General features: G+C 70.5%; 20 protein-coding genes. 18 read left to right on the forward strand and 2 right to left on the reverse strand.

Annotated elements, in window-relative coordinates; all coding sequences use genetic code 11:
* Window positions 1-91 precede the first annotated feature (91 nt).
* Entirely contained in the window at window positions 92-3,475 is a 3,384-nt protein-coding gene (locus tag KV097_RS01455) for a DEAD/DEAH box helicase (RefSeq protein ID WP_220364919.1), read from the forward strand.
* Here KV097_RS01455 and KV097_RS01460 read toward each other — a convergent pair.
* Complete coding sequence (locus KV097_RS01460) at window positions 3,472-4,770, reverse strand: isochorismate synthase MenF (RefSeq protein WP_374106971.1); 1,299 nt, start codon at window positions 4,768-4,770, stop codon at window positions 3,472-3,474. The two genes, KV097_RS01455 and KV097_RS01460, sit on opposite strands and share 4 nt — an antisense overlap.
* A gap of 59 nt (window positions 4,771-4,829) precedes the next feature.
* Here KV097_RS01460 and KV097_RS01465 point away from each other — a divergent pair, with 59 nt between their 5' ends.
* From KV097_RS01465 to KV097_RS19605, 17 genes are all read left to right on the forward strand, one after another.
* Window positions 4,830-5,522, forward strand: coding sequence for a demethylmenaquinone methyltransferase (locus KV097_RS01465; RefSeq protein ID WP_220342130.1), 693 nt, complete (start codon window positions 4,830-4,832; stop codon window positions 5,520-5,522).
* Between the two features lie 216 nt (window positions 5,523-5,738).
* Window positions 5,739-6,098, forward strand: a complete 360-nt coding sequence (locus KV097_RS01470) for an NADH-quinone oxidoreductase subunit A (RefSeq protein WP_220342129.1) — start codon at window positions 5,739-5,741, stop codon at window positions 6,096-6,098.
* A 1-nt stretch (window position 6,099) separates the two neighbouring features.
* Complete coding sequence (locus tag KV097_RS01475) at window positions 6,100-6,654, forward strand: NADH-quinone oxidoreductase subunit B family protein (protein ID WP_220342128.1); 555 nt, start codon at window positions 6,100-6,102, stop codon at window positions 6,652-6,654.
* Window positions 6,651-7,370, forward strand: a complete 720-nt coding sequence (locus tag KV097_RS01480) for an NADH-quinone oxidoreductase subunit C (RefSeq protein WP_220345355.1) — start codon at window positions 6,651-6,653, stop codon at window positions 7,368-7,370. Before KV097_RS01475 ends, KV097_RS01480 begins: the two co-directional genes overlap by 4 nt.
* Window positions 7,367-8,716 carry an NADH-quinone oxidoreductase subunit D gene (locus KV097_RS01485; RefSeq protein ID WP_220364920.1) on the forward strand — a complete coding sequence of 450 codons (1,350 nt, stop codon included), beginning with the start codon at window positions 7,367-7,369 and terminating at the stop codon, window positions 8,714-8,716. Before KV097_RS01480 ends, KV097_RS01485 begins: the two co-directional genes overlap by 4 nt.
* Window positions 8,717-8,760: 44 nt before the next feature.
* Window positions 8,761-9,534 carry an NADH-quinone oxidoreductase subunit NuoE gene (nuoE, locus tag KV097_RS01490; protein ID WP_374106974.1) on the forward strand — a complete coding sequence of 258 codons (774 nt, stop codon included), beginning with the start codon at window positions 8,761-8,763 and terminating at the stop codon, window positions 9,532-9,534.
* Window positions 9,531-10,850, forward strand: coding sequence for an NADH-quinone oxidoreductase subunit NuoF (nuoF, locus tag KV097_RS01495; protein ID WP_220364921.1), 1,320 nt, complete (start codon window positions 9,531-9,533; stop codon window positions 10,848-10,850). Before nuoE ends, nuoF begins: the two co-directional genes overlap by 4 nt.
* Window positions 10,847-13,417 carry an NADH-quinone oxidoreductase subunit G gene (locus KV097_RS01500; RefSeq protein ID WP_220364922.1) on the forward strand — a complete coding sequence of 857 codons (2,571 nt, stop codon included), beginning with the start codon at window positions 10,847-10,849 and terminating at the stop codon, window positions 13,415-13,417. The genes nuoF and KV097_RS01500 overlap by 4 nt, the downstream gene beginning before the upstream one ends.
* Entirely contained in the window at window positions 13,414-14,667 is a 1,254-nt protein-coding gene (gene nuoH / locus KV097_RS01505) for an NADH-quinone oxidoreductase subunit NuoH (RefSeq protein ID WP_220364923.1), read from the forward strand. Before KV097_RS01500 ends, nuoH begins: the two co-directional genes overlap by 4 nt.
* A gap of 5 nt (window positions 14,668-14,672) precedes the next feature.
* Entirely contained in the window at window positions 14,673-15,245 is a 573-nt protein-coding gene (gene nuoI / locus KV097_RS01510; protein WP_220342122.1) for an NADH-quinone oxidoreductase subunit NuoI, read from the forward strand.
* Between the two features lie 26 nt (window positions 15,246-15,271).
* Window positions 15,272-16,141, forward strand: a complete 870-nt coding sequence (locus tag KV097_RS01515) for an NADH-quinone oxidoreductase subunit J (protein WP_255559084.1) — start codon at window positions 15,272-15,274, stop codon at window positions 16,139-16,141.
* A complete protein-coding gene (nuoK, locus tag KV097_RS01520; protein WP_220342120.1) occupies window positions 16,138-16,437 on the forward strand; it encodes an NADH-quinone oxidoreductase subunit NuoK in 300 nt (99 codons plus the stop codon). Before KV097_RS01515 ends, nuoK begins: the two co-directional genes overlap by 4 nt.
* 10 nt (window positions 16,438-16,447) lie before the next feature.
* On the forward strand, window positions 16,448-18,403 hold the full coding sequence (gene nuoL / locus KV097_RS01525) for an NADH-quinone oxidoreductase subunit L (RefSeq protein ID WP_220364924.1): 1,956 nt from the start codon (window positions 16,448-16,450) through the stop codon (window positions 18,401-18,403).
* A gap of 5 nt (window positions 18,404-18,408) precedes the next feature.
* Window positions 18,409-19,947, forward strand: coding sequence for an NADH-quinone oxidoreductase subunit M (locus KV097_RS01530; RefSeq protein ID WP_220342118.1), 1,539 nt, complete (start codon window positions 18,409-18,411; stop codon window positions 19,945-19,947).
* A gap of 11 nt (window positions 19,948-19,958) precedes the next feature.
* Window positions 19,959-21,563 (forward strand): NADH-quinone oxidoreductase subunit NuoN, encoded by a 1,605-nt coding sequence (gene nuoN, locus KV097_RS01535; RefSeq protein WP_220342540.1) that lies wholly within the window; start codon window positions 19,959-19,961, stop codon window positions 21,561-21,563.
* A 29-nt stretch (window positions 21,564-21,592) separates the two neighbouring features.
* Entirely contained in the window at window positions 21,593-22,591 is a 999-nt protein-coding gene (locus tag KV097_RS01540; RefSeq protein ID WP_301021451.1) for a polyprenyl synthetase family protein, read from the forward strand.
* 62 nt (window positions 22,592-22,653) lie between these two features.
* Entirely contained in the window at window positions 22,654-25,365 is a 2,712-nt protein-coding gene (locus KV097_RS19605; RefSeq protein WP_220364925.1) for a SpoIIE family protein phosphatase, read from the forward strand.
* Window positions 25,366-25,387: 22 nt separating this feature from the next.
* Here KV097_RS19605 and rarD read toward each other — a convergent pair whose 3' ends face one another.
* Window positions 25,388-26,308, reverse strand: a complete 921-nt coding sequence (rarD, locus tag KV097_RS01550; RefSeq protein ID WP_220345350.1) for an EamA family transporter RarD — start codon at window positions 26,306-26,308, stop codon at window positions 25,388-25,390.
* Window positions 26,309-26,310: the final 2 nt, after the last annotated feature.

A 26,310-nucleotide genomic window follows, 5' to 3' on the forward strand; every position in this document is an offset into this window, starting at 1 on the left:
ACGGCCCGCCCGCCGCTGTGGGCGGCACATGGGGTCGCACGCCGCTGTGGAGGAGTAGGGGAGCGTCCGTCGCGCCGCCTACCCTGGACAGGTGCTGACTCTCGACGACCTCGCTGACGAGGGACTCCTGCGTCTGCACATGGACGAGAGCACCATCGAGCGCGGCCGCGCCTACGCGCGAGGCGGCTATGTCATCGACCTCGACGTGGCCCGCAACCGTGACGGCTACCTGCTCCAGAGCAGCGTCTCCGGCAGCGGAGCGGCGAGCTACCAGACGGTCGTCTCGGCACGCCTCGCCCCTGGACAGCCGGTCGAGCTCTACACGGCGTGCTCGTGCCCCGTCGCCCACCGCTGCAAGCACGCCGTCGCGACCGTGCTCGTCGCCCGCGACCGCGAGGCGGGCTCGCGAGAGCTCACGGCTCCCGAGACGGGCGCGGTGGCCGGCCCGAGCTGGGAGCGGGTCCTCGACGACCTCGTCGCCGACCTCGACGACGACACCTCGCCTGCCGAGCGGCGGCCCGTTCGCCCCGGTCAGGAGCTCGCGCTCCGTCTCGAGGTGGGACCGCGACGGCAGACCGAGTGGCGCTTCGGACACTCCACGACCGACGCCGTACGCCCGCCGCTGCGGCTGCGCCCGGTGACGCGGGGGCGCCGCGGCAGCTGGGTCAAGACCGGCGTGGGGTGGCGCGATCTCGTGGTCGCCGACCCTCGGGACGGACGGTTCGTCCCCGAGCACCTCGACGTGCTGCGCGCGATCCACGGCACCCACCGCGCCCGGTTCTCCTACGGATTCGGCTCCGAGGACACGCTGGCGCTCGCCGGACTCGGGGCGTCGCTGTGGCGCCTGCTGCGCGAGGCCACCGAGGTCGGTCTCCCGCTGGTCGCCTCCGGGTTCGCCGACGTACGCCTCGCGTCCCAGCCTGCACGACTGACGATGGACGCCCACGCCGACGGGGCCGGCGGGGCCGTCCTCGCCGTCGGTGCCGAGGTGGGTGGTCTGTGGGTGCCCGCCGAGGACGTGACGCTGCTCGGGTCCCCGGAGCACGGCGCTGCGCTGTGGGAGGGGACCGGTGAGGACGCCACGGTGGTCCTCGCACCGCTCGACCGCGCACCGACGCCCGCGGTCAAGGAGCTCTTCGCGACCGGCCGGCAGGTCGTGGTGCCGCGCGACGGCATGGACGACCTCCTCCACACCTACCTCCCTCGCGTCCGGCGGCTGGTCGACGTGACCTCCCGCGACGACTCGGTCGCGGTCCCCGAGCCCCCCGCGCCGCACCTCGTCCTCGCGCTCACCTGGACAGGCGGTCACGAGGCGCACCTGTCGTGGTCGTGGCACTACCGCAACCCGACGACCGGGCAGACCGTCCGGGTCTTCGCGCTCGACGAGGAGCCCGCCCCGTACGGCATGCGCGACCCCGACCTCGAGCGCGTCGCCCTCGACCGGCTCGTCCTCGACGAGGACGCGGCGACGTTGCTGCTGCGCGCCGGCGCCGCCGGCCCCACGCCCTACCCTCAGCTCGTCCTCCGCGAGATGGACGCCGTCCGGTTCGCGCAGGACGTGCTGCCCGGCCTGCGCACCAACCCCGCGTTCGAGATCCAGGCCGACGGCCACCAGCCCGAGTTCCGGGAGGTCCTGGGCAAGCCCGAGATCCAGTTCACCACCGCCCCGGCACCCTCGGGCCGCACCGACTGGCTCGATCTCGAGGTCGCCGTCACGATCGGTGGCCGACAGGTGGGCCTCGCGACGGTGATCGAGGCGATCGCCACCGGCCAGGACAAGATCCTGCTGCACCAGACCGAGCGCAAGGGCACCTACCTGTACGTCAGCGTCGACCATCCCGAGCTCGACGCGCTTGCCCGGATGATCGAGGACGCGCGCGCGATGAGCGACCGACGGCGTGACGCCGCGACGATGAGCGTCGCCACGCAGGCCTTCGACCTGTGGGACGAGCTGGACGAGATCGGGGTCGTCGACGTGCAGGCCGCGCGCTGGGTCGCGATGGCGCGCCGCCTCGTGGGTTCCGAGGGTGTCCCCGACGTCGCGGCGCCGACGGGCCTCAAGGCGACGCTCCGCCCCTACCAGCAGCACGGGTTCTCCTGGCTCGCGTTCCTCGCCGAGCACGAGCTCGGCGGGATCCTGGCCGACGACATGGGCCTCGGCAAGACCCTGCAGACGCTCGCCCTGATCACGCACCGCCGCGAGGTCGACCCCCAGGCGCCTCCGTTCCTCGTCGTCGCGCCGACCAGCGTCGTCGGCACCTGGGCCAACGAGGCCGCGGCGTTCGCGCCCGACCTCGTCGTCCGTACCGTCGGCGAGTCCACCGCTCGCCGCAAGGAGTCGCTGCGCGAAGTCGTCGAAGGGGCCGACGTCGTCGTCACGTCCTACACGCTGCTGCGCCTCGAGGCCGACGACTACGCCGCCCTCGACTGGGCGGGGCGCATCCTCGACGAGGCGCAGGCGGTCAAGAACCACCGGGGCAAGACCTACCAGGCCGTCCGCCGCGTCGACGCCCCGTTCTCGCTCGCCATCACCGGCACCCCTGTCGAGAACGACCTCATGGAGCTGTGGTCGCTGCTGTCGCTGACCGCGCCCGGGCTGTTCCCGCACCCCGCTCAGTTCGCGAAGGACATCGCCAACCCCATCGAGAAGGGTGACGACGGTGAGCTGCTGGCGCTGCTGCGTCGTCGCATCCGCCCGATCCTGTTGAGACGCACCAAGGACCTGGTGGCGGCCGACCTGCCGCCCAAGCAGGAGCAGGTCTTGGAGGTGACGTTGTCGGCCCGGCACCGCAAGGTCTACGACACCCACCTGCAGCGTGAGCGCCAGCGCATCCTGGGGCTCCTCGAGGAGGCGGGCGACGACGAGGTGGCGCTGCGACGGCACCGGATGACGATCTTCGCCGCGCTCACCAAGCTTCGTCAACTGAGCCTCGACCCGGGGCTGGTCGACCCGAGCTATGACGTGATCGGCTCCGCCAAGGTGGAGCTCCTCGTCGAGCACGTGCTCGAGCTGGCGGCAGAGGGCCACCGCGCACTGGTGTTCAGCCAGTTCACGACCTTCCTCCGGCGGGTCCAGGCCAGGCTCGAACGCGAGGGGATCGCGACGTCCTACCTCGACGGAAGCACGCGCGACCGGGCCGGGGCGATCGACGGGTTCAAGGCAGGCGACCAGCCGGTCTTCCTGATCAGTCTCAAGGCCGGGGGAGTCGGCCTGACGCTGACCGAGGCCGACTACGTGTTCGTCCTCGACCCCTGGTGGAACCCTGCCGTCGAGGCCCAGGCCGTCGACCGTGTGCACCGGATCGGTCAGGAGTCGCCGGTGATGGTCTACCGGCTCGTGTCCGCGGGCACGATCGAGGAGAAGGTCGTCGAGCTGAAGTCCCGCAAGGCCGAGCTCGTCGCCAGCGTGCTCGACGAGGCGTCCTCGTCCTCCGGCGAGCTGAGCGCCGACGACCTCGCCGGACTGTTCTCCTAGGCGCTGGTGAGCGCGTCGCGCACCGGGACGAGCTTGGCCTGCGCCTCGGCGAGCTCAGCCTCCGGGTCGGAGTCGGCGACGATCCCGCACCCCGCAAAGAGGCGCACCCGCGCGCCGTCGTACTCCGCCGAGCGCAGCGCGATGCCCCACTCGCCGTCGCCGTCGGCGTCGATCCACCCGACCGGCGCCGCGTAGCGGCCACGGTCGAGATGCTCGATCTCCGCGATCAGCTCGAGCGCGACCGAGCGCGGTGTCCCGCCCACCGCCGCCGAGGGGTGCAGCGCCTCGGCGAGGTCGAGGGCGCTCGCCGACTCGTGGTCGGCGACGACACCGGCGACGTCGGTCGCCAGGTGCATCACGTTGGGCAGGTGGAGCACGAACGGGGTCTCGGGGACGTTGGTCGACGAGCAGTACGGCTCGAGGGCGTCGGCGACCGATCGCACGGCGTACTCGTGCTCCTCCAGGTCCTTGCTGGAACGCGCGAGCGAGCCCGCCAGCGCGAGGTCGCGGGCGTCGTCACCGGTCCGGCGGATGGTGCCGGCGAGGACACGGGAGGTGACGAGACCTCGCTCACGGCGGACGAGCATCTCGGGCGTGGCACCGAAGAGATGGTCGACGTGGAAGGTCCAGCAGTTGGGGTAGGCCTCGGCCAGGCGACGCAGCGGCGCTCTGACGTCGAGCGGCGCGGCGAGGTCGGCGACCAGGTCGCGGGCGAGCACGACCTTGTCGAGTCGACCGGCCTCGATACGGCGGACCGCCTCGGCCACGATCGACTCCCACTGGGTGCCGGAGGTCGACCCGTCGGTGAAGACAGCGTCCTCGGGGGCGGAGGGGGTGTCGGTAGGGGCGACGTCGGCCGACGGAGCGAGCGCCTCCTCGCGGATGGTGGTCACCCAGGTGGTCCCGCCGCGTCGACCGACCACCACACGGGGGACGATCAGGACCGAGCTGCCGGGCTCACGGCCGCGGGTGCGTCCGGAGTCGTCGGCGAAAGCGAACGACCCGAAGGCCAACAGCCCGCTGCCGGGCACACCCACACGGTCTCGGACCACGGCGTGCGCGGAGACCTCGCGCCACCACTGACTGGCCTCGGCGAAGCGCTTGTCGCCGGCGGTCTCGATGCGGGCAGCCTCACCCCATCCCACGATGCCGTCGCCGTCGCGGACCCAGGCCAGCGCGCCGTCGGCGGGGAGCAGGTGAGTGAGGGGGACGTCCTCCAGCGCGGCGGGGTCGAGAGAGACCGTCTGCGCCACGAGCCGGAGGGGTCCACGCAGGGGGACGACGGTGTCGGTCACGTCAGCCAGGGTACGACCCGTTCCCCGGCGACCGCTGCGGCGCGTGACACAGTAGGCGCGTGAGCCGAGCCAGCCTGGACAAGCAGCCGCACGAGGTCGCCTCGATGTTCGACGCCGTCGCGCGACGCTACGACCTCACGAACGACGTGCTGTCGTTGGGGCAGGACCGCCACTGGCGCCGTCGGGTGCGAGACCTCGTCGCGGCGGGTCCCGGAGACCGGGTCCTCGACCTCGCGGCCGGCACGGGGACGTCGTCGGTGCCGTTCGCGAAGGACGGCGCGTACGTCGTGCCGTGCGACTTCAGCATCGGCATGCTCCGCGAGGGCAAGCGTCACCACGGCGAGCTTCCGTTCACCGCCGGTGACGGGATGCGGCTGCCGTTCGCCGACGACTCGTTCGACGCGGTCACGATCTCGTTCGGCCTGCGCAACGTCCACGAGCCGGCGGTCGCTCTCGAGGAGATGCTCCGGGTCACCCGGCCGGGTGGGCGCCTCGTGGTCTGCGAGTTCAGCCACCCGACGTTCGGCCCGTTCCGCAAGGTCTACCTCGAGTACCTCATGCGGGCGCTCCCGCCGGCCGCACGCGCTGTCTCGTCCAACCCCGACTCGTACGTCTACCTGGCGGAGTCGATCATGGCCTGGCCGGACCAGCTGGGCCTCGCCAAGGTCATCGCCGACAGCGGGTGGGGTCCCGTCCGCTGGGAGAACCTCTCCGCCGGCATCGTGGCGCTCCACACCGCCACCAAGGGCTGAGCCGCCCGTTACGCCCGCCCTGTGGCATTGAATTACGCAACGCCGGCGGGACGTAATCGCAGGTGGGGCAGCATGTCGCGCTGCGGCCCGTGACCCCGCCCACCCCCTGTCGAACCAGCCTCGAAGCCGTGGCATAGTGACGTGAAACACAAGATCTCACTCGACCGTGAGAGCGTGTGAACAGGCTCGTGAAGATTTTCACGAAGGGAGGATGCGGTGACCGAGTACACGCCGATCTTGGTGCTCGCCGTCATCTCGGGAGCGTTCGCGGTGTTCTCCGTGCTGATCGCGCCGATGACCGGGCCCAAGCGCTACAACCGCGCCAAGCTCGACTCGTACGAGTGCGGGATCGAGCCCACCCCCCAGGCGGTCGGCGGGGGCCGCATCCCGGTGAAGTACTTCATCACGGCGATGCTCTTCATCGTCTTCGACGTCGAGATCATCTTCCTCTACCCCTTCGCGGTGGAGTTCGACCTTCTCGGCTGGTTCGGCATCGTCGAGATGCTGCTGTTCATCGCGACGGTCTTCGTCGCGTACGTGTACGTCTGGCGCCGCGGCGGACTGGAGTGGGACTGACATGGGCCTGGAGGAGAAGCTCCCGAGCGGAGTGCTGCTGACGACCGTGGAGGGGCTTGCGGGCTACTTCCGCAAGGCGTCCTTCTGGCCGGCCACCTTCGGCCTGGCCTGCTGCGCGATCGAGATGATGGAGTTCGGTGCTCCCAAGTACGACTCGTCCCGCTTCGGCATGGAGGTCTTCCGGGCCTCGCCGCGCCAGGCCGACCTGATGATCGTCGCCGGCCGCGTGAGCCAGAAGATGGCGCCGGTCCTGCGGCAGATCTACGACCAGATGGCCAACCCGAAGTACGTGCTCGCGATGGGTGTGTGCGCGAGCTCGGGCGGGATGTTCAACAACTACGCGATCGTGCAGGGCGTCGATCACATCGTGCCCGTCGACATGTACCTTCCCGGCTGCCCGCCGCGGCCGGAGATGCTCATCGACTCGGTGATGAAGCTGCACACCAAGATCCAGGAGACCAAGCTCGGCCAGCACCGCCTCGACCAGATCGACTCGGACGAGAAGGTCGCTCTCGAGGCCGTGCCGGCCTCGGCGATGAAGGGCCTGCTGCGATGACCGGCGGGAGCACCCAGGACCCGAGCAGCACGACCGTCGGCGGTGAGGAGGTCGTCCCGTCGGAGGCCCGCACGCTCGAGGTCGTCGAGGTCCGCGAGGGCATGTTCGGCGTCCGCGGCTCCGGCGACACCTCTGGCTACGGCAGGCTGCAGCGCCCGGTCGCCATGCCGGGCACCGCGCGACGGCCGTACGGCGGCTGGTTCGACGAGGTCGCCGACCGGCTCGAGCAGCTCGCCGGCGAGGGTGCGGTCGAGTCCGTCGTGGTGGACCGCGACGAGCTGACCCTGCACGTGCGGCGCGAGAGCATCCTCGAGGTCGCCCGGCACCTGCGCGACGACGCGGCCCTGCGCTACGAGCTCTGCAGCGGGATCTCAGGCGTCCACTACCCGCACGAGATCGGCCGCGAGCTGCACGCGGTCTACCACCTGCTGTCGATGACCCACAACCGGCGCATCCGCCTCGAGGTCGCCGTGCCCGACGCCGACCCGCACGTCCCGTCGGTCGTGTCGGTCTACCCGACCGCCGACTGGCACGAGCGCGAGACGTACGACTTCTTCGGCATCATCTTCGACGGCCACCCCGCGCTCACCCGGATCCTCATGCCCGACGACTGGCCGGGTCACCCGCAGCGCAAGGAATACCCGCTCGGCGGCATCCCCGTCGAGTACAAGGGCGCCACCATCCCACCGCCAGACGAGCGGAGGTCTTACTCATGAGCACCACACAGACCGGTCCCGACCCGTACGCCCAGAGCCAGGACACGACGTCCGGGCGCGTCTTCACCGTCACCGGTCAGGACTGGGACACCGTGGTCGCGGGCGTCGATCCCGACGCCTCCGAGCGCATCGTCGTCAACATGGGCCCGCAGCACCCGTCGACCCACGGCGTGCTGCGCCTGATCCTCGAGATCGACGGCGAGGCGGTGACCGAGGCCCGGTGCGGCATCGGCTACCTGCACACCGGCATCGAGAAGAACATGGAGTACCGGACCTGGACGCAGGGCGTGACGTTCTGCACCCGGATGGACTACCTGTCCCCGATGTACAACGAGGCCGCCTACGTGATGGCCGTCGAGAAGCTCCTCGGCATCACCGACCAGGTCCCTGAGAAGTCCCAGGTCCTGCGCGTGATGATGATGGAGATCAACCGGATCTCCTCGCACCTCGTCGCGATCGCGACCGGGGGCATGGAGATCGGCGCCCTGACCGTGATGACGGTCGGGTTCCGTGAGCGCGAGCTCTGCCTCGACATCTTCGAGCTGTTCACCGGCCTGCGGATGAACCACGCCTACATCCGACCCGGCGGCGTCGCCGTCGACGTCCCCGAAGGCGGGCTCGACGCGGTCGACCGGTTCGTCGCGCTGATGCGCAAGCGGCTCCCGGAGCTCGCCGCACTCTGCAACCAGAACCCGATCTTCAAGGGCCGCCTCAAGGACGTGGGCTACCTCGACCTGGCCGGCTGCCTGGCGCTCGGCGTCACCGGACCGCCGCTGCGGTCGACCGGGTACGACTGGGACCTTCGCAAGAAGCAGCCCTACTCCGGCTACGAGACGTACGACTTCGACGTCATCACGCGCGACGAGCCTGACGCGTACGGACGCTTCCGCATCCGCATGGACGAGATGGACGAGTCCCTGCGGATCGTCGAGCAGTGCGTGACCCGCCTGCGCGGGCTGGAGGGTGCTCCGGTGATGGTCGGCGACCGCAAGATCGCCTGGCCGTCGCAGCTGTCTGTGGGTCCCGACGGCCAGGGCAACTCGGCCGACCACATCCGCCACATCATGGGTGAGTCGATGGAGGCGCTGATCCACCACTTCAAGCTGGTGACCGAGGGCTTCCGCGTCCCGGCCGGCCAGGTCTACACCAGCGTGGAGTCCCCCCGCGGCGAGCTCGCGTGCCACCTCGTCTCCGACGGCGGCACCCGTCCGTACCGTGCGCACTTCCGCGACCCGTCCTTCAGCAACCTGCAGGCGACCGCGGCGATGTCGGAGGGCGGCATGCTCTCCGACGTCATCGTCGCCGTCGCCAGCATCGACCCCGTGATGGGAGGAGTGGACCGGTGAGTGGTCTGGACTCCGCACGCGTGCGCGACGACCTTCAGGCGATCATGGCCCGCTACCCGCAGAAGCGTTCGGCCCTGCTGCCGATGCTCCACCTGGTGCAGTCCGTCGAGGGCCGGGTGACCGCCGAGGGGATCGAGCTGTGCGCCGAGCTCCTCGACGTCTCGACGGCGGAGGTCAACGGCGTCGCGACGTTCTACACGATGTACAAGCGGCGTGACGTCGGCGAGCACCACGTCGGGGTCTGCACCAACACGCTGTGCGCGGTGATGGGCGGCGACGCGATCTTCGCCCGGCTGCGCGAGCACCTCGGTGTCGGCAACGACGAGCGGACCGCCGACGGCAAGGTGACGCTCGAGCACATCGAGTGCAACGCGGCCTGCGACTACGCGCCGGTGATGACGGTCAACTGGGAGTTCTTCGACAACCAGACCCCCGACTCCGCGGTCGAGCTCGTCGACGACCTGCGCGCGGGCAGGACCCGCACGGCGACCCGGGGCGCGCAGATCACCAGCTGGCGCGAGGCCGAGCGTGTGCTCGCCGGGTTCCCCGACGGTCGCGCCCACGAGGGCCCTGCCGCGGGGGAGCCGTCCCTCGCGGGTCTGCGGCTGGCGAACGAGCACGGCTGGACAGCCCCCGACGGTGCGCGCCCGAGCGGCGACCAGCTGAGCGGCGAGCGACCGAGCGAGACCGGCACCACCGGCGACGACGCCGGTGCCGCCGTCAAGCAGACAGACACCCAGCGGGCTGAGTCCGAGACCAAGGTCGACGACAGCACCACCCCACCCGCACAGCGCGACGAGGCGGAGGAGACCGAATGAGCGTCGCACCCCTCACCCCGGTCCTCACCCGAGGGTGGGACCACGAGCGCGCGTGGACGCTGGACGCGTACGGCGAGTACGCCGCCCTGCGTACGGCCCTGCAGACCGAGCCGGACGCGCTCATCGAGACCGTGAAGGCCTCCGGCCTGCGCGGGCGCGGCGGCGCCGGCTTCCCGACGGGCATGAAGTGGAGCTTCATCCCGCAGGACCCGAGCAAGCCGGGCGGCGACAAGCCGCACTACCTCGTCGTCAACGCCGACGAGTCCGAGCCGGGCACCTGCAAGGACATCCCGCTCATGATGGCCAGCCCGCACACCCTGGTCGAGGGCGTTGCGATCACCTGCCACGCGATCCGGGCCAAGAAGGCGTTCATCTACGTCCGCGGCGAGGTGCTGCACGTGATCCGTCGCCTCCAGGCCGCGGTCGAGGAGGCATACGAGGCAGGGTTCCTGGGGGCGGACGTGTTCGGGTCGGGCATCGACCTCGACGTCGTCGTGCACGCCGGCGCCGGCGCGTACATCTGCGGTGAAGAGACCGCGCTCCTCGACTCCCTCGAGGGGCGCCGGGGCCAACCGCGGCTGCGACCGCCCTTCCCCGCGGTGGCCGGCCTCTACGCCGCGCCGACGGTGATCAACAACGTCGAGTCCATCGCCTCGGTGCCCTGCATCGTGGAGAACGGACCCGACTGGTTCGGCTCGATGGGCACCGAGAAGTCCAAGGGCATGACGCTCTACTCCCTCTCGGGCCACGTGAAGCGCCCCGGTCAGTACGAGGCGCCGCTCGGCATCACGCTGCGCGAGCTCCTCGACCTCTCCGGTGGCATGCGCGAGGGCTCGGAGCTGAAGTTCTGGACGCCCGGCGGCTCGTCCACACCGCTGTTGACCGCCGAGCACCTCGACGTCCCTCTCGACTACGAGGGCGTCGCCGGTGCCGGCTCCATGCTGGGCACCAAGGCGCTGCAGGTGTTCGACCAGACCACCTCGGTGGTCCGCTGCGTCCTGCGGTGGACCGAGTTCTACAAGCACGAGTCCTGCGGCAAGTGCACGCCGTGCCGTGAGGGCACCTGGTGGCTGGTCCAGACGCTCGAGCGCCTCGAGGCCGGCAAGGGCCAGGACGGCGACATCGAGCTCCTCCTCGACCAGTGCGACAACATCCTCGGACGTGCGTTCTGCGCGCTCGGCGACGGGGCGACGAGCCCGATCACGTCGGCGATCGAGCACTTCCGCGACGAGTTCGAGGCCGGGATGCACACCCCGGCATGGGACCTGTTCCCATACGAGGCCTCCACGGCCTGGCGGAAGGGAGCGTCGGCATGACCGTCACCCACAACAACGAGTCCGGCACCGAGGCTGCTCGTGCCGACGAGAACCTCGTGACGCTGACCATCGACGACGTCGAGGTCAGCGTCCCGGAGGGCACGCTGCTGATCCGCGCCGCCGAACTCATCGGTGTCGAGATCCCGCGCTTCTGCGACCACCCGCTGCTGGCGCCTGTGGGCGCGTGCCGCCAGTGCCTCGTCGACGTTCCTGACGCGGGCAACGGGCGCGGCTTCCCCAAGCCGCAGGCGTCGTGCACGCTCCCGGTGTCGCCGGGGATGGTCGTCAAGACGCAGGTCACGTCACCGGTTGCCGACAAGGCCCAGACGGGGATCTTGGAGTTCCTCCTGATCAACCACCCGCTCGACTGTCCGATGTGCGACAAGGGCGGCGAGTGCCCGCTGCAGAACCAGGCGATGAGCCACGGTCGCGGCGAGACACGCTTCAACGAGGTCAAGCGGACCTTCCCCAAGCCGCTCGCCATCTCGCCGCAGATCCTGCTCGACCGGGAGCGCTGCGTCCTGTGCGCCCGCTGCACGCGCTTCTCGGAGCAGATCGCGGGTGACCCGTTCATCGCGATGGCCGAGCGCGGGGCGCTCCAGCAGGTGGCGATCTACGAGAACGAGCCCTACTCGTCCTACTTCTCCGGCAACACGATCCAGATCTGTCCCGTCGGCGCCCTGACCAGCAGCGCCTACCGGTTCCGCTCGCGCCCGTTCGACCTCGTCTCGACGCCGTCGGTGGCCGAGCACGACGCGTGCGGCGCGGCGATCCGCGTCGACCACCGCCGCGGCAAGGTGATGCGTCGCCTGGCCGGCGACGACCCCGAGGTCAACGAGGAGTGGATCAGCGACAAGGACCGGTTCGCGTTCGCCTACGACCGCCAGCCGGACCGCCTCACCCGCCCGCTGGTCCGCGACCCCGAGACCGGGGCTCTGGAGCCGGCGTCCTGGCCGGCAGCGTTCCTCGCCGCTGCGCGAGGGCTCACCGACGCGGCCCGGACGGCCGGCGTCGGCGTCCTCACCGGCGGTCGCCTGACCGTCGAGGACGCGTACGCTTACTCCAAGCTGGCGCGGACGGTGCTCGGCACCAACGACATCGACTTCCGTGCCCGTCCGCACTCCGACGAGGAGGCGGCCTTCCTGGCGCACGCGGTGGCGGGCTCTGGCCTCGGCGTCACCTACCGGGACCTCGAGCACGCCGCCAAGGTGGTGCTCGTGGGTCTCGAGCCCGAGGACGAGGCGGCCACCATCTTCCTGAGGCTGCGCAAGGCGTGGCGGCAGAACGGCACCCAGGTCGTCGCGCTCGCGAGCCACGCCACGCGCGCGCTGGAGAAGGTCGGCGGTCAGCTGATCCGTACCGTCCCCGGTGACGAGGCGAAGGCGCTCGGCGAGGCCGGGCTCGACGCCGGCACGATCGTCCTCCTCGGTGAGCGGGTGGCGCGGGTCGAAGGCGCCTTCACCTCCGCCCTGACAGCGGCCACCGCACGCGGTGCCCGCCTCGCCTGGGTGCCGCGACGCGCGGGCGACCGCGGCGCCGTCGAGGCAGGATGCCTGCCCAACCTTCTCCCGGGTGGACGCCCGGTCGGTGACGCCGAGGCGCGCGCCGACCTCGCCGCGGCCTGGGGCGTCGGCTCCGTTCCCGGCGGAGTCGGCCGCAGCGGCGACGCGATCCTGGCGGCGGCACTGACCGGTGAGATCGGCGGCCTGCTGGTCGCCGGTGTCGAGGTCGACGACCTCGCCGACCCGCAGGCCGCCATCGACGCCATCGAGGCAGCCGGCTTCGTCGTCAGCCTCGAGGTGCGTGCCAGTGCGGTGACCGAGCGCGCCGACGTGGTGCTACCCGTGGCCGCCCCCGCCGAGAAGGCTGGGTCGTTCCTCACCTGGGAAGGACGCCCGCGCCGGTTCGGCGCCGTGTTCTCCCCTCCGCACGCGCTCTCCGACACGCGGGTGCTCGCCGGGATCGCCGAGGCCGCGGGACATGACCTCGGCTTCCGTACGGCCGAGGCCGCCGCCGCGGAGCTCGCGGAGCTGGGCGCCTGGGACGGAGCGCGCGCACCGAGGCCGGAGGTGCTGCCGGGCCGCGCACCGCGGACCGGCCCGAGCGAGGTCGTCCTCGACACCTGGCGCCGGTTGATCGACGACGGTCGTGGCCAGGACGGAGACCAGCACTACCAGGCGACGGCACGTCCCTCGGTGGTGTTGCTGTCGGCGGCCACCGCCCGTGCGACCGGCGTGCGTGCCGGTGACGAGGTCATCCTCCGTACCGATCGCGGCGCGGTCGCGGTCCCGGTCGACCTCGCCGACATCGCCGACGGGGTCGTCTGGACGCCGGCCAACTCCAACGGACTGTCGCTCCTGGGGATCCTCGGTGCGACGTACGGAGACGTCGTCACGATCGAGCGGTCCACGACCGACTCGCGTGCCGACGCCCTGTCCGGCCCGCCGCACCCGCACCAGACTCCGGCACCGGACGAGGGTGTGGAGCTGGACGCGACGACGGCGCCGGGTGACAGCGCCGCGCCGACCGATACCGACCTCGCCCGACCGGCGGAGGAGCAGCTGTGAGCGATCTCTTCGGCAACGAGCCGTGGTGGGTGGTCATCCTGAAGGCGCTCTGCGTCTTCGTCGTGCTGGTGGTCTTCACCCTCTTCAACATCTGGTTCGAGCGTCGCGTGGTGGCGCGCATGCAGCACCGTGTGGGGCCCAACGTCTGGGGTCCGTTCGGGCTGCTGCAGAGCCTCGCCGACGGCGTCAAGCTCGCGCTCAAGGAAGAGATCTTCCCCAAGCACGCCCACAAGGTCGTCTACTTCGTCGCGCCGGTGATCGCGACGATCCCGGCCTTCCTGGCGTGGGCCGTGATCCCGTTCGGGCCCGAGGTGACGATCCCGTTCACCGACACCCGGACGCCGCTGCAGCTGACCGACATGCCGGTGGCGGTGCTCTACATCCTCGCCGTCACGTCGATCGGCGTGTACGGCATCGTGCTGGGCGGCTGGGCGTCCGGCTCGACGTACGCACTCCTCGGTGGGGTCCGCTCCTCGGCGCAGATGATCTCGTACGAGGTCGCGATGGGTCTCTCGCTCGTCGCCGTGTTCATCTACGCCGGCTCGATGTCCACGTCGGAGATCGTCGCCGCGCAGGCGGCGGACGGGTGGTTCGCACTCCCGCTCCTGCCGTCGTTCATCATCTACATGATCGCGATGGTCGGTGAGACCAACCGCGCTCCGTTCGACCTCCCCGAGGCCGAGGGCGAGCTGGTCGGAGGTTTCCACACCGAGTACTCGTCGCTGAAGTTCGCGCTCTTTTTCCTCGCCGAGTACATCAACATGGTCACCGTCTCCGCGCTCGCGACGACGCTGTTCCTCGGTGGCTGGCGAGCACCGTGGGGCATCTCGCAGATCGACGGCGCCAACGAGGGCTACTGGCCGGTGCTGTGGTTCCTCGGCAAGACGCTGCTCTTCGTCTTCCTGTTCATCTGGCTGCGCGGGTCGCTGCCGCGGATGCGATACGACCAGTTCATGAAGTTCGGGTGGAAGGTCCTCATCCCGGTCTCGCTGGCCTGGATCGTCGTGGTCTGCGTCATGCGTCGCCTGATCACCGACGGCGACCTCGACCCGACGATGATCCTGATCATCGCCGGCGTGGTCGTGGCTGCGCTGCTGGTCGTGCAGTTCATCCCCGAGCGGCGCGCGCCCGAGGTCGCCGAGACCGAGCACGACGCGTTCGCCGGTGGATTCCCCGTACCCCCGATGCCGGGCCGGGAGCCGTCCCCCAGCGGGGCGTCGTCCAGCCGTACGGCTGAGAAGGAGGCCTGATCGCGATGGCGACGCTGAAGGAGCAGCTCTGGGACCCGATCGCCGGCTTCGGCGTGACGTTCCGGACGATGTTCAAGAAGCCGGTCACCGTGCAGTACCCGTTCGAGAAGCGGCCGACCGCGCCGCGCTTCCACGGCCGGCACCAGCTCAACCGGTGGCCGGACGGGCTCGAGAAGTGCATCGGGTGCGAGCTGTGCGCGTGGGCGTGTCCCGCCGACGCGATCCTCGTCGAGGGTGCCTCCAACACCGAGGACGAGCGCTTCTCGCCCGGTGAGCGCTACGGCCGCGTCTACCAGATCAACTATCTGCGCTGCATCCTCTGCGGGCTGTGCATCGAGGCGTGCCCGACGCGCGCCCTGACGATGACCAACGAGTACGAGCTGGCCGACACGAGCCGCGAGGCGCTGATCTACGAGAAGTCCGACCTCCTCGCCCCGCTGCTCCCGGGGATGGAGGCGCCGCCGCACGCGATGCGTCTGGGCGACACCGAGCGCGACTACTACCGCGGCGACGCGGCAGCGCGGGCGGCCGCCGACGGCACGGTGGCCGGCGGATCCTCATCGGGAGGCGAGAAGTGACCGCCTTCTGGTTGCTGGCACCGATTATGGTCGTGGCCGCACTCGGCGTCGTGCTGTCGCGCAAGGCGGTGCACTCGGCGCTGTGCCTCGCGGTCGTGATGATCTCGCTCGCGATGATGTACGCGATGCAGGACGCACCGTTCCTGTTCGTCGTGCAGATCATCGTCTACACCGGCGCGATCATGATGCTGTTCCTCTTCGTGCTGATGCTGGTCGGCGTCGACAAGACCGACTCCCTGGTCGAGACGATCCCCGGGCAGCGGCTGGCCGCGGCCGTGGTGGGCATCCTCTTCGGGTTCCTGGTCGTCACCGTCGTCGCCCAGACGACCGTCGGGCCCGTGATCGGGCTCGGTGACGCCAACGCCGACGGCAACGTGCACGGGCTGGCCCGGCTGCTCTTCAACCGGTACGTGTTCGTGTTCGAGGCGACGAGCGCGCTGCTCATCACCGCGGCGCTCGGCGCGATGGTGCTCGCGCACCGTGAGCGGCTCGAGCCCAAGCCGACGCAGCGCGAGCTGGCGCTCCAGCGGATGCAGCGCTACGCCGAGCACGGCGAGCACCCCGGCAACCTGCCCACTCCCGGCGTCTACGCCCGCCACAACGCCGTCGACGTGCCGGCCCTCCTGCCCGACGGCTCGCCGGCCGAGTCGTCGACGTCGAAGACGCTGCGCGACCGTGGTGTCGTGCGCGACGGGGCCTTCTCCGGTGACGTCGCGGTCACGCTCCGCAAGCTGGAGTCCGACGGTCCCGAGCGCGGAGTCATCGAGTCGGCACCGATCTCGGTGACCGGCCCGCGGGCACCGAAGGACGGCGCCGCGCACCCTGCGGACAACCGACCTGCCGAAGACCGACCTGCTGACGACCGACCTGCTGATGACGAGGTGACCGACCGGTGAACGTCGAACCCTTCATCGGTCTCTCGGCCCTGCTGTTCACCATCGGTGCCGTCGGGGTCCTGGTCCGCCGCAACGCGATCATCGTCTTCATGTGCGTGGAGCTGATGCTCAACGCGTGCAACCTCGCGTTCGTCACGTTCGCGCGGGCGAACGGCAATCTCGACGGTCAGATCGCGGCCTTCTTCGTGATGGTGGTCGCCGCGGCCGAGGTCGTCGTCGGCCTCGCGATCATCGTGTCGATCTACCGGACCCGTCGCTCGGCCTCGGTCGACGACGCCAGTCTGCTGAAGCTCTGAGGGGACGGGAATGACGAGTTTGTCCACCGTCGTGCTGGCTGCGAGCGAGCACGCGGACGTCGTGCCGGTCGCTGCCGACGGCGTTTTCTCCTGGTTGTGGCTGGTGGTCGCCATCCCGGCGGTCAGCGCCGCGATCCTGCTCATCGGCGACGGTGCGGGCGACCACGGTCCGCTCGACCGCTTCGGCCACCTGCTGGGCACCCTGGCCGCGATCGCCTCGTTCGTCGTCGGTCTCGTCGCCTTCATCGCGCTGCTCGGGCAGGACGTCGCCGAGCGGGCGATCACGCACGACCTGTGGACCTGGATGCAGGTCGGCGGGTTCGACGTGACGATGAGCGTCTACTACGACCAGCTGGCCGCGCTCTTCGTCCTGCTGATCACCGGCGTCGGGTCCTTGATCCACGTCTACTCGATCGGCTACATGGCCGACGACCCGCGTAAGCGCCGGTTCTTCGGCTTCCTCAACCTCTTCATCGCGGCGATGCTCGTGCTCGTCCTCGCGGGCGACTACCTCGTGCTCTTCCTGGGCTGGGAGGGCGTCGGCCTCGCCTCGTACCTGCTGATCGGCTTCTGGCAGGAGAAGCGCTCGGCCGCCGTCGCCGCCAAGAAGGCGTTCGTCGTCAACCGTGTCGGCGACCTCGGGCTCGCGCTCGGCATCATGCTGATGTTCGCGCAGTTCGGCACGACCAACATCCACGACGTCGGCCTCAACGTCGCGAACGCCTCCCAGGGTGTGGCGACCGCGCTCGGCCTCCTGCTGCTGCTGGGTGCCTGCGGCAAGTCGGCCCAGGTGCCGCTGCAGAGCTGGCTGCTCGACGCGATGGAGGGCCCGACCCCGGTCTCGGCCCTCATCCACGCCGCGACCATGGTCACGGCGGGCGTCTACCTCGTCGTGCGGTCGGCGGCGATCTACGACCTGTCGGAGGTCGCCCGTACGGCGGTGGTCGTCGTCGGCGCGGTGACGCTCCTGTACGGCGCGTGGATCGGCTGCGCGAAGGACGACATCAAGAAGGCGCTGGCCGGCTCCACGATGAGCCAGATCGGCTACATGATGCTGGCAGCGGGCCTCGGCCCGGCCGGATACGCGTTCGCGATCTTCCACCTGATCACGCACGGCTTCTTCAAGGCCAACATGTTCCTGGGAGCCGGGTCGGTCATGCACGGCATGAACGACGACGTCGACATGAGGCACTACGGCGCGCTGCGCACGATGATGCCCGTGACCTTCGTGACCTTCGCGATGGGCTACCTGGCGATCATCGGCTTCCCAGGGTTCTCCGGGTTCTTCTCCAAGGACAAGGTCATCGAGGCGGCGTTCGCCACCAACTTCTGGGCAGGCCTAGCGGCCCTGGTCGGCGCCGGCGTGACCGCGTTCTACATGACGCGCGTCATGATCATGACGTTCTTCGGTGAGAAGCGCTGGCGCGAGGGGGTGCACCCGCACGAGTCGCCGAAGATCATGACCGTCCCGCTGATCGTCCTCGCCGCCCTCTCGGTCGGCGGCGGCGCGCTGCTCTTCTCGAGCTGGATCGTCGACTGGCTGGCTCCGGTGACGGGGGAGGAGCACCACGAGCTCCCGGTCCCGCCGATCGTGATCACCGCGATCATCGTGCTGGTCGTCGCGGCCGGCATCGCGCTGGCATACGTGCTCTTCGGCCGGCGCGCGATCCCCGACACGGCGCCGCAGAAGGTCTCGGTCTTCACCCGCGCCGGCCGTGCCGACCTCTACGGGGACGCCGTCAACGAGGCGCTCTTCATGCGGCCCGGCCAGTACCTCACCCGGTCCCTCGTCTACGTGGACGGGAGCGGGATCGACGGTGCCGTCAACGGCACCGCCGAGCTCGTCGGTGACGGCGCGCGTGGTCTGCGCCGGCTCCAGACCGGCTTCGTCCGGACCTACGCCGCGGAGATCTTCGGCGGCGCCCTCGTCCTCGTCCTGGCCCTCCTGGCGGTGAACCTCGCGTGAGTGACATGTCCTTCCCCTGGCTGACGATCCTGATGGTCGTCCCTCTCGTCGGCGCGGCGGTGGTGGCGGCGCTCCCGCGCAGCCGTCCCGAGCTGGCGAAGTGGGCGGCGCTCGTCGTCTCCCTGGTCTCCCTGGCCGTCTCCCTCGGCGTCCTGTCGCAGTACGACCTCGACGGCGCCGGCTACCAGCTGGCCGAGCAGCACGAGTGGATCGCCGCGCTGGGCGTCCACTACGCGGTCGGCGTGGACGGGATCGGTCTGACGCTGATCCTGATGACCACGATCCTCGTGCCGATCGTCATCATCGCGGGCTGGAACGACGCCGACGGGGCTCGGTGGAGCGTCGGGACGTTCTTCGCCCTCATGCTCGCGCTCGAAGGGCTGGTCATCGGTGTCTTCGCCGCGACCGACGTGTTCCTCTTCTACGTCTTGTTCGAGGCCGCGCTCGTCCCTGCCTACTTCCTGATCGGTGGCTACGGCGGCGCCCGGCGGTCGTACGCCGCCCTGAAGTTCCTGATGTTCTCCCTCGCCGGCGGGCTGCTCATGCTCGCCTCGGTGATCGGGATGTGGGCCCTCTCCAACAGCCAGGGCGACCCGTCGTTCCTGCTGGCGGACATGAAGGACCTGTCGATCGGCACCGTCGAGGGCAGGTGGCTCTTCATGGGCTTCTTCATCGCCTTCGCGGTGAAGGCGCCCATGGTGCCGCTGCACACGTGGCTGCCCGACGCCGCCTCGGCGGCCACCCCGGGCACCTCGGTGCTGCTGGTGAGCGTGCTCGACAAGCTCGGCACGTTCGGCATGATCCGCTTCTGCCTCGGCCTCTTCCCCGAGGCCTCGGAGTGGGCGAGTCCTGTCGTGATCACGCTGGCGGTCGTCAGCATCCTGTACGGAGCCTTGCTCGCGATCGGGCAGGACCACCTGATGAGGCTGATCGCGTTCACGTCGGTGTCGCACTTCGGGTTCATCGTGCTCGGCATCTTCGCGCTGACGACCCAGTCGGCGTCGGGCGCGACGTTCTACATGTTCAACCACGGGCTCTCCACGGCGGCGCTGTTCCTGATCGCCGGGTTCCTCATCCAACGGCGAGGCTCGGCACGGATCTCCGACTTCGGCGGGGTGCAGAAGATCGCCCCGATCACCGCCGGGCTGTTCCTCATCGCCGGTCTCGCCTCGCTCTCGCTGCCGGGCCTGGCGACGTTCGTCGGGGAGTTCCTCGTGCTGGCGGGCACGTTCACCCGCTCGCCGACGGCCGCGGTGTTCGCGACGCTGGGCATCGTGCTCGCGGCGCTCTACATCCTGCTGATGTACCAGCGGACGATGACCGGGCCGCTGCGCGACGACAACCGCGGGGTGACCGACATGGTGCCGCGCGAGATCGTCGCGATCGCGCCGGTCGTCGTGCTGCTCATCGGCTTCGGCCTGTTCCCGCAGCCGATCCTCGACGTGATCAACCCGGCTGTCTCCGACACGCTGGACCACGTGCAGATCGGTGACCCCGAGCCGCAGACCCCGTCCTTCCCGACCGCCGAGGGGAGCTCCAAGTGAGTGCCGTGAGCATGCTGGCCGCCCTCCCGGGTGCCCGGTCGCCGATCGACGCACCCGACATCGATTACGGCACGATCTCGCCGTTGCTCATCGTGCTGGGCGTGGCCGTGGCGGGTGTCCTCGTGGAGGCGTTCGTCCCGCGTGCCTACCGCTTCGTCAGCCAGGTGGGCCTCGCCGCCGTCGGCGTCGTCGCCGCGTTCGGCGCGACCGTCTGGGTCGGGACCGACCTTGCTCCGGTCGAGGGTGACGTGACGGCACGGGGCGGTCCGACGGCGATGGGGGCGCTGAGCGTCGACGGGCCTGCCGTCGTCACCTGGGCGATGCTCCTGTTCTTCGGTCTGCTCGGCGTGCTGCTGTTCGCCGAGCGCCGCCTGGAGGGCGGCCTGAGCGTCTTCACGAGCCAGGCTGCGACCCCGCCGGGCAGTGTCGACGAACGCCGCGCGACGCGGTTGCGCATCGAGCACAGCGAGGTCTTCCCGCTCGCCATGTTCGCGCTCGCCGGGATGATGTTCTTCGCCTCGGCCAACGACCTCCTCGGCATGTTCGTCGCTCTGGAGGTCCTGAGCCTCCCGCTCTACCTGATGTGCGGGCTGGCGCGTCGTCGCCGGCTGCTCAGCCAGGAGGCGGCGATGAAGTACTTCCTCCTGGGGGCGTTCTCCTCGGCGTTCTTCCTGTACGGCATCGCGCTCGTCTACGGCTACGCCGGCTCGTTCGACCTGGCCGAGATCTCGACCGCCGTCTCCAACCGGATCGAGGGCCAGACGATCCTCCTCGCCGGGATGGCGCTGATCCTGGTCGGCCTGCTGTTCAAGGTCGCGGCCGTGCCGTTCCACGCGTGGACGCCCGACGTCTATCAGGGCGCGCCGACGCCGGTCACCGCCTTCATGGCGGCGGGCACGAAGGCGGCGGCGTTCATCGCGATGCTGCGGATCTTCTTCGTGGCGTTCGGCGGGGCCCGGTGGGACTGGGCTCCGACCGTGTGGGCGATCGCGATCGTCACGATGCTGTTCGGTGCCGTCGTCTCCATCGCCCAGACCGACGTCAAGCGGATGCTGGCCTACTCCTCGATCGCCCACGCGGGTTTCCTGCTCGTCGCGATGGCGGGCATGGTGAGCGGTGACGGTGTGACGAGCGTGTCGGCGGTGCTCTTCTACCTGATCGCGTACGGAGCGGCCGTGATCGGGGCGTTCGCCGTCGTGACGCTGGTCCGCGACGCTGGTGGCGAGACCACCCACCTCAGCCGCTGGGCTGGGCTCGGCAAGGAGTCTCCGGTGGTGGCCGTGGCCTTCACGATCTTCTTGCTGTCGTTCGCCGGGATCCCTTTGACGGGAGGCTTCATCGGCAAGTGGACCGTCTTCGCGGCGGCGTGGGAGGGTGGCGCCTGGCCGCTCGTGGTCGTCGGTGTCGTCGCCTCCGCCATCGCGCTGTTCTTCTACGTCCGGGTGGTCGTCCTGCTCTTCTTCGCGGCCCCGCAGGGGGACGGCCCGTCGGTCGCCGTGCCTAGCCCGCTGACCTGGTCGGTCGTAGGGATCGCGGTGGCTGTCACAATCGTGCTGGGGGTACTTCCCGATTCGCTGCTCGATCTCGTGCAGCAGGCCGGGGCGTTCGTCCGTTGACCTATCGCACGATCGAGGGAGCAGCAGCCGTGGCGGCACACGCCTGGGGCATCGCCGAGTCCGACTCCGAGCTCGAAGAACGCGTCCGCGTCCGGATGGACGAGGTCGAGAAGCAGCTGAGCGCTGCCGTCCACGACGACGACGGCTTCATCGGGGAGACGGCGAGCCACCTGCTCGCTGCGGGCGGCAAGCGGTTCCGGCCGCTCGTCGTCCTGCTCGCCGCCGAGTTCGGCGACGATCCCGAGTCGGACGAGGTCGTGCCGTCGGCTGTCGTCATCGAGCTGACCCACCTGGCGACGCTCTACCACGACGACGTGATGGACGAGGCGTCGCTGCGTCGCGGAGCGGTCTCGGCCAACGCCCGATGGGACAACTCGATTGCGATCCTCACCGGCGACTACCTCTTCGCCGTCGCCTCCCGTGTGGTCGCCGGGCTCGGGACCGACGCCGTGCGCATCCAGGCCGAGACGTTCCAGCGCCTGGTTCACGGCCAGATCCACGAGACGATCGGGCCGCGCAACGACGAGGACCCGCTCCAGCACTACCTCGACGTGGTCGCCGACAAGACCGGCTCGCTGATCGCCACCGCCGCGCGCTTCGGCGCGATGATGAGCGGTGCGGACCCGGGCGTCGTGTCGACGCTGACGGAGTTCGGCGAGCGGATCGGCTCGGCCTTCCAGCTCGCCGACGACGTGATCGACATCGCGAGCGAGACCGACGAGTCGGGCAAGACGCCGGGCACCGACCTTCGCGAGGGTGTTCCGACGCTGACGACCCTGCTCGTGCAGCAGGCGGCACGCCCCGAGGACGCGCGGCTGCTCGACCTCCTGAGTCGTCCGCTCGCCGACGACGCCGAGGTCGAGGAGGCGCTGGGGCTGCTCCGGACCAACCCCGCTCTCGACGACGCACGGCTCCTGGTCCGCCGCGAGGCCGACACCGCACGCGGCCTCCTCCTGCAGCTCGACGACAGCGAGGCGCGCACCGCACTGCTCGGTGTCTGCGACCGCGTCGTCACCCGGCTGGGCTGACCCCCGGACTGAGGCACCCTGACGGCGCATACTGGCACCAGGCGGTCGCCCGGAGGTCGGATGTGAGCAAGCAGAGGTCGTACGCACGCCTGTGGGCGTTCGTGGTGCTCTCGTGGCTGTGCGTCGGCGGGCTGGCCTACGCCTGGTGGACACTGGAGCACGACTCCGTCCGGAACCTCCCGTGGGCCTGTCTGCCCGTCCTGGTGGTCGCCGTCGCGGCCGCGGCGCAGTTCCAGCTCGAGATCAGGGGTCCGGCGAACCCGGCGCGGCTCTCGCTGATGACCTCGACGATCACCCCCCTGATCTACGGGTACGACGTCACCGTGGTCGCGGCCGCGGTGGCCCTCGCCCACGTCCCAGGGCTGCTCAACGGCGCATACCCCCGCCTGCGCACCTTCGCGCTGATGGCTCGATGGACCCTCGGTGCTGCCGTGGGCACCGTGGTCGCGGACGTCGTCGGCCTCCAGGCCGACCTCACCCCGCGGGTCGTCGGCGTGATCGTCCTCGCCGTCGCCGTGGTCACCGTGGTGAACACCCTGTGGGTCCTGGTCGAGGCGGCGATCACCGACCCGGTCAGCTGGCCCTACGTCGTCCGCAAGCCGGGCTTCCTCGCCGTCGCGGTGGTCGTGCACCTCGTCGTCAACACGTTGTTCGGTCTGCTGTTCGTGTTCGCCCTCGCGGGAAGCCCCATCGGGGTCCTGCTCATCCCGGTTCCGCTGGTTCTCATCTTCGCGGCGGCGAGGCTCTACTCCGGGGCGTACGCCGACCGGGCCCGCGTCGAGACCCTGAGCGAGACGATCCGCATCCTCTCCGAGCCCGTCGATCCCATGACGGCGCTGCGGCCCTTCCTCGCCGAGGTCCGTGAGCGCATGGGCGCACGCGCCGTGTCGCTCGTGGTGGTCGATGACGACGGCAGACCCGCCGCGTTCCGGTCACGGGCCGACGGGTCGTACGAGAGCGACGTGCCGGTCGGCCCTCTGGAGCGGCGCCTGCCCAGACGGGGGGAGCTGACGCAGGTGTCGGCCGGGGACAACTCGACGCTGGCGCGGCTGCTCAGGGAGGCCGGTCGGCGGTCATGCCTGTCCACGCCCATGCAGATCGGCCCGCGTGACATCGGGGTGATCGCGCTGTTCGACGTGCTCCGCCCGACAAGGGCGGTCGAGCGCGACCAGGTCTCGATGATGGTGACGCTGGCCCGGCAGACCGCACACACGCTCACGCGAGGCTGGGCGATCGCCAAGGTCGTCCAGAGCGAACGCTCGGTCGCGCAGATCCTCCAGAGCACCTCCGACGGCATCTTCACCCTCGACGCCGCCGGCGTCATCGCCACGTGGAACCCAGCGTGCGAGCGGATCACCGGTCTCTCGGCCGCGGAGGCGGTCGGACGGCGTGACGCACTCCAGCGCCTCCAGGCCCGGACGTCCGCCGGCCGGCCGGTCGACCTCGTGAACTGGCGCAGTCTGAGCGAGTTCCCGAGAGAGATGGTGGTCACGGCGACCGACGGCCGCGTGCAGCAGCTCGCGTGCTCCTTCACCCCGGCGGAGGACAGCCCCGGCGCGCCGCGTCTCGTCGTGGTCGCCCGCGACATCACGCCGGCGACGGAGTTCCACGAGCTCCGCGAGCAGTTCAGCCATCTCGTCGAGATGCAGGCGGCGCAGCGTCTGGTGGTCGACCACCTGCAGCAGGCCGTGGCCCCGGAGCCTCCCGGGATGGACGGGGTCGACATCGCCGTCGCCTATGTCGCCTCCGACCCCACGGCGCCGACCGGGGGTGACCTCTTCGACTGGCGCCGGCTGCCGACCGGCGAGCTCCACGTCGCCGTCGTCGACGTCCTCGGCCACGGTGTGACCGCCACCCGTGACGCACTCACGGTGATCCACACGCTCCGCTACGTCGCCGTGGAGGGCACTCCTCTGGAGGACCTGGTGCTCCGTGCGGACGAGCTGCTGGACGCGCAGGACTCGGAGCTGGTCGCCACGGTCGTCGTCGCCCGCCTCGACCCGAGCACCGGCGAGCTCCGCGTCGCCTCCGGTGGACACCCGCCCGCGTTCATCGTCGCCCCGGACGGAACGGTCCGACAGGTCGCCGGCAGCGGGGGAGCGATCGGCTGGCCAGGGGTCGGCAGCACCAGCGTCGCGGTCACCACGCTGGAGGAGGGGGAGTCGCTCATCCTCTACACCGACGGGCTGGTCGAGGCGCGGCGCGACATCATCGCCGGGATGGCGCAGCTCGAGCGCATCGCCTCCGAGGTGGCCGGGCTTCCGGCGCAGGAGCTCTCCGACGCGCTCGTCGACCGGTCGCTCGAGGGGGCAGAGAGGCACGACGATGCCCTCGCCCTCGTCGTCCGCCGGGCGACCAGGCCGGCGCTCCCGCGTCGCGCCCGCTGGGAGCTCGGCCCGCAGGGCGTGTCGATGATCGGCCGCGTCCGCCGTGAGATGCGCGAGTGGATGGGAGGACACGGCGTGATCAGCGAGGACGCGCTCCTCGTCGCCGACGAGCTCCTCGCCAACGCGATCACGGCGGCGCGCACCCGCGCCGTGCTGTCGGTGGAGATGGTCGACGGTGATCTCGTGATCGAGGCGACCGATGACGGGCAGGGCGACCCTCGTCTGAACGAGCACGGCAGAACGCCTCCGCCCGCCGGCCGCGAGCGCGGCCGCGGCCTCTACATCGTGCGGACGCTGAGCCGCGGCGTGGAGGCGACGAGCACCGCCGAGGGCTCCGTCGTCCGTGCCCGGGTGGCGACGCCGCGAGCGAGCGACCTGGTCCGCTGAGCGGCGGCACGTCGGCGCCGGGCTAGACCAGGTTCGACGCGGACTCGCGCAGCGTACGGCGGTGGTGGCGCGTGGCCTCGACGGTGATCAGGACCAGCGCGGCCCACACCAGGGCGAAGCCGACCCATCGGCCCGTCGTCATGGCCTCGTGGAACACGAACACTCCGACGGCGAACTGGAGGATCGGCGCGAGGTACTGCAGCAGGCCGAGCGCGGTCAGGGTGAGGCGCGTGGCGGCGCCGCCGAACAGCAGCAGCGGGACGGCGGTCACCAGGCCGGTCGAGGCGAGCAGGAGGGCGTGCCCGAGACCGTGGCTGCCGAAGGCAAGAGCGCCCGTCACAGCGAGATAGCCGAGGTACGCCGCCGCGACCGGTGCCAGCGCGAAGGTCTCCAGGGCGAGCCCCTCGACCGCGCCGATCGCGGCCTGCTTCTTCATCAGTCCGTACACCCCGAAGCTCAGAGCGAGGGTCAGGGCGATCACGGGGAGCCGGCCGTACTCCCAGGTGAGCTCGACGACGGCGGCGAGGGCGAGGGCGAGCGCGCACCACTGCACCGGACGCAGCCGCTCCCGGAGGAAGACCACACCGAGGGCGATGGTCACCAGCGGGTTGATGAAGTAGCCGAGGGACGCCTCCACCACGTGGTCGGAGTTCACCGCGTAGATGAACGTCCCCCAGTTGATCGCGACGACGACGGCGCCGGCGACGACGTACGCCATGCGGCGCGGGTCGCGCGTCACCGCCAGCGCTTGCGACCAGCGCCGCGTGACGAGGAGGAGGACGCCGACGGTGACCAGCGACCACACGACGCGGTGCGCCAGCACCTCCAGCGCCGATGCCGGCTCCAGCAGCGGCCAGTAGAGCGGGACGACCCCCCACAAGAGGTACGCACCGACTCCGTACGCGAGGCCTTCCGCGGTCTCGGAGCGCTGCGTCGTCGTCACTC

The organism is Mumia sp. zg.B17 (genome assembly GCF_019550915.1).
In the GTDB taxonomy this organism is placed as follows: Bacteria; Actinomycetota; Actinomycetes; order Propionibacteriales; family Nocardioidaceae; genus Mumia.

Bases quoted from the DNA above. Each gene is read 5' to 3' on its own strand.
- nuoE (WP_374106974.1), top strand. From the start codon at position 8,761: ATGGCCCGCTACCCGCAGAAGCGTTCGGCCCTGCTGCCGATGCTCCAC.
- nuoI (WP_220342122.1), top strand. From the start codon at position 14,673: ATGGCGACGCTGAAGGAGCAGCTCTGGGACCCGATCGCCGGCTTCGGC.
- KV097_RS01515 (WP_255559084.1), top strand. From the start codon at position 15,272: ATGGTCGTGGCCGCACTCGGCGTCGTGCTGTCGCGCAAGGCGGTGCAC.
- nuoL (WP_220364924.1), top strand. From the start codon at position 16,448: ATGACGAGTTTGTCCACCGTCGTGCTGGCTGCGAGCGAGCACGCGGAC.
- KV097_RS01530 (WP_220342118.1), top strand. From the start codon at position 18,409: ATGTCCTTCCCCTGGCTGACGATCCTGATGGTCGTCCCTCTCGTCGGC.
- KV097_RS01500 (WP_220364922.1), top strand. From the start codon at position 10,847: ATGACCGTCACCCACAACAACGAGTCCGGCACCGAGGCTGCTCGTGCC.
- nuoN (WP_220342540.1), top strand. From the start codon at position 19,959: ATGCTGGCCGCCCTCCCGGGTGCCCGGTCGCCGATCGACGCACCCGAC.
- KV097_RS01475 (WP_220342128.1), top strand. From the start codon at position 6,100: ATGGGCCTGGAGGAGAAGCTCCCGAGCGGAGTGCTGCTGACGACCGTG.
- nuoF (WP_220364921.1), top strand. From the start codon at position 9,531: ATGAGCGTCGCACCCCTCACCCCGGTCCTCACCCGAGGGTGGGACCAC.
- KV097_RS01480 (WP_220345355.1), top strand. From the start codon at position 6,651: ATGACCGGCGGGAGCACCCAGGACCCGAGCAGCACGACCGTCGGCGGT.
- KV097_RS01485 (WP_220364920.1), top strand. From the start codon at position 7,367: ATGAGCACCACACAGACCGGTCCCGACCCGTACGCCCAGAGCCAGGAC.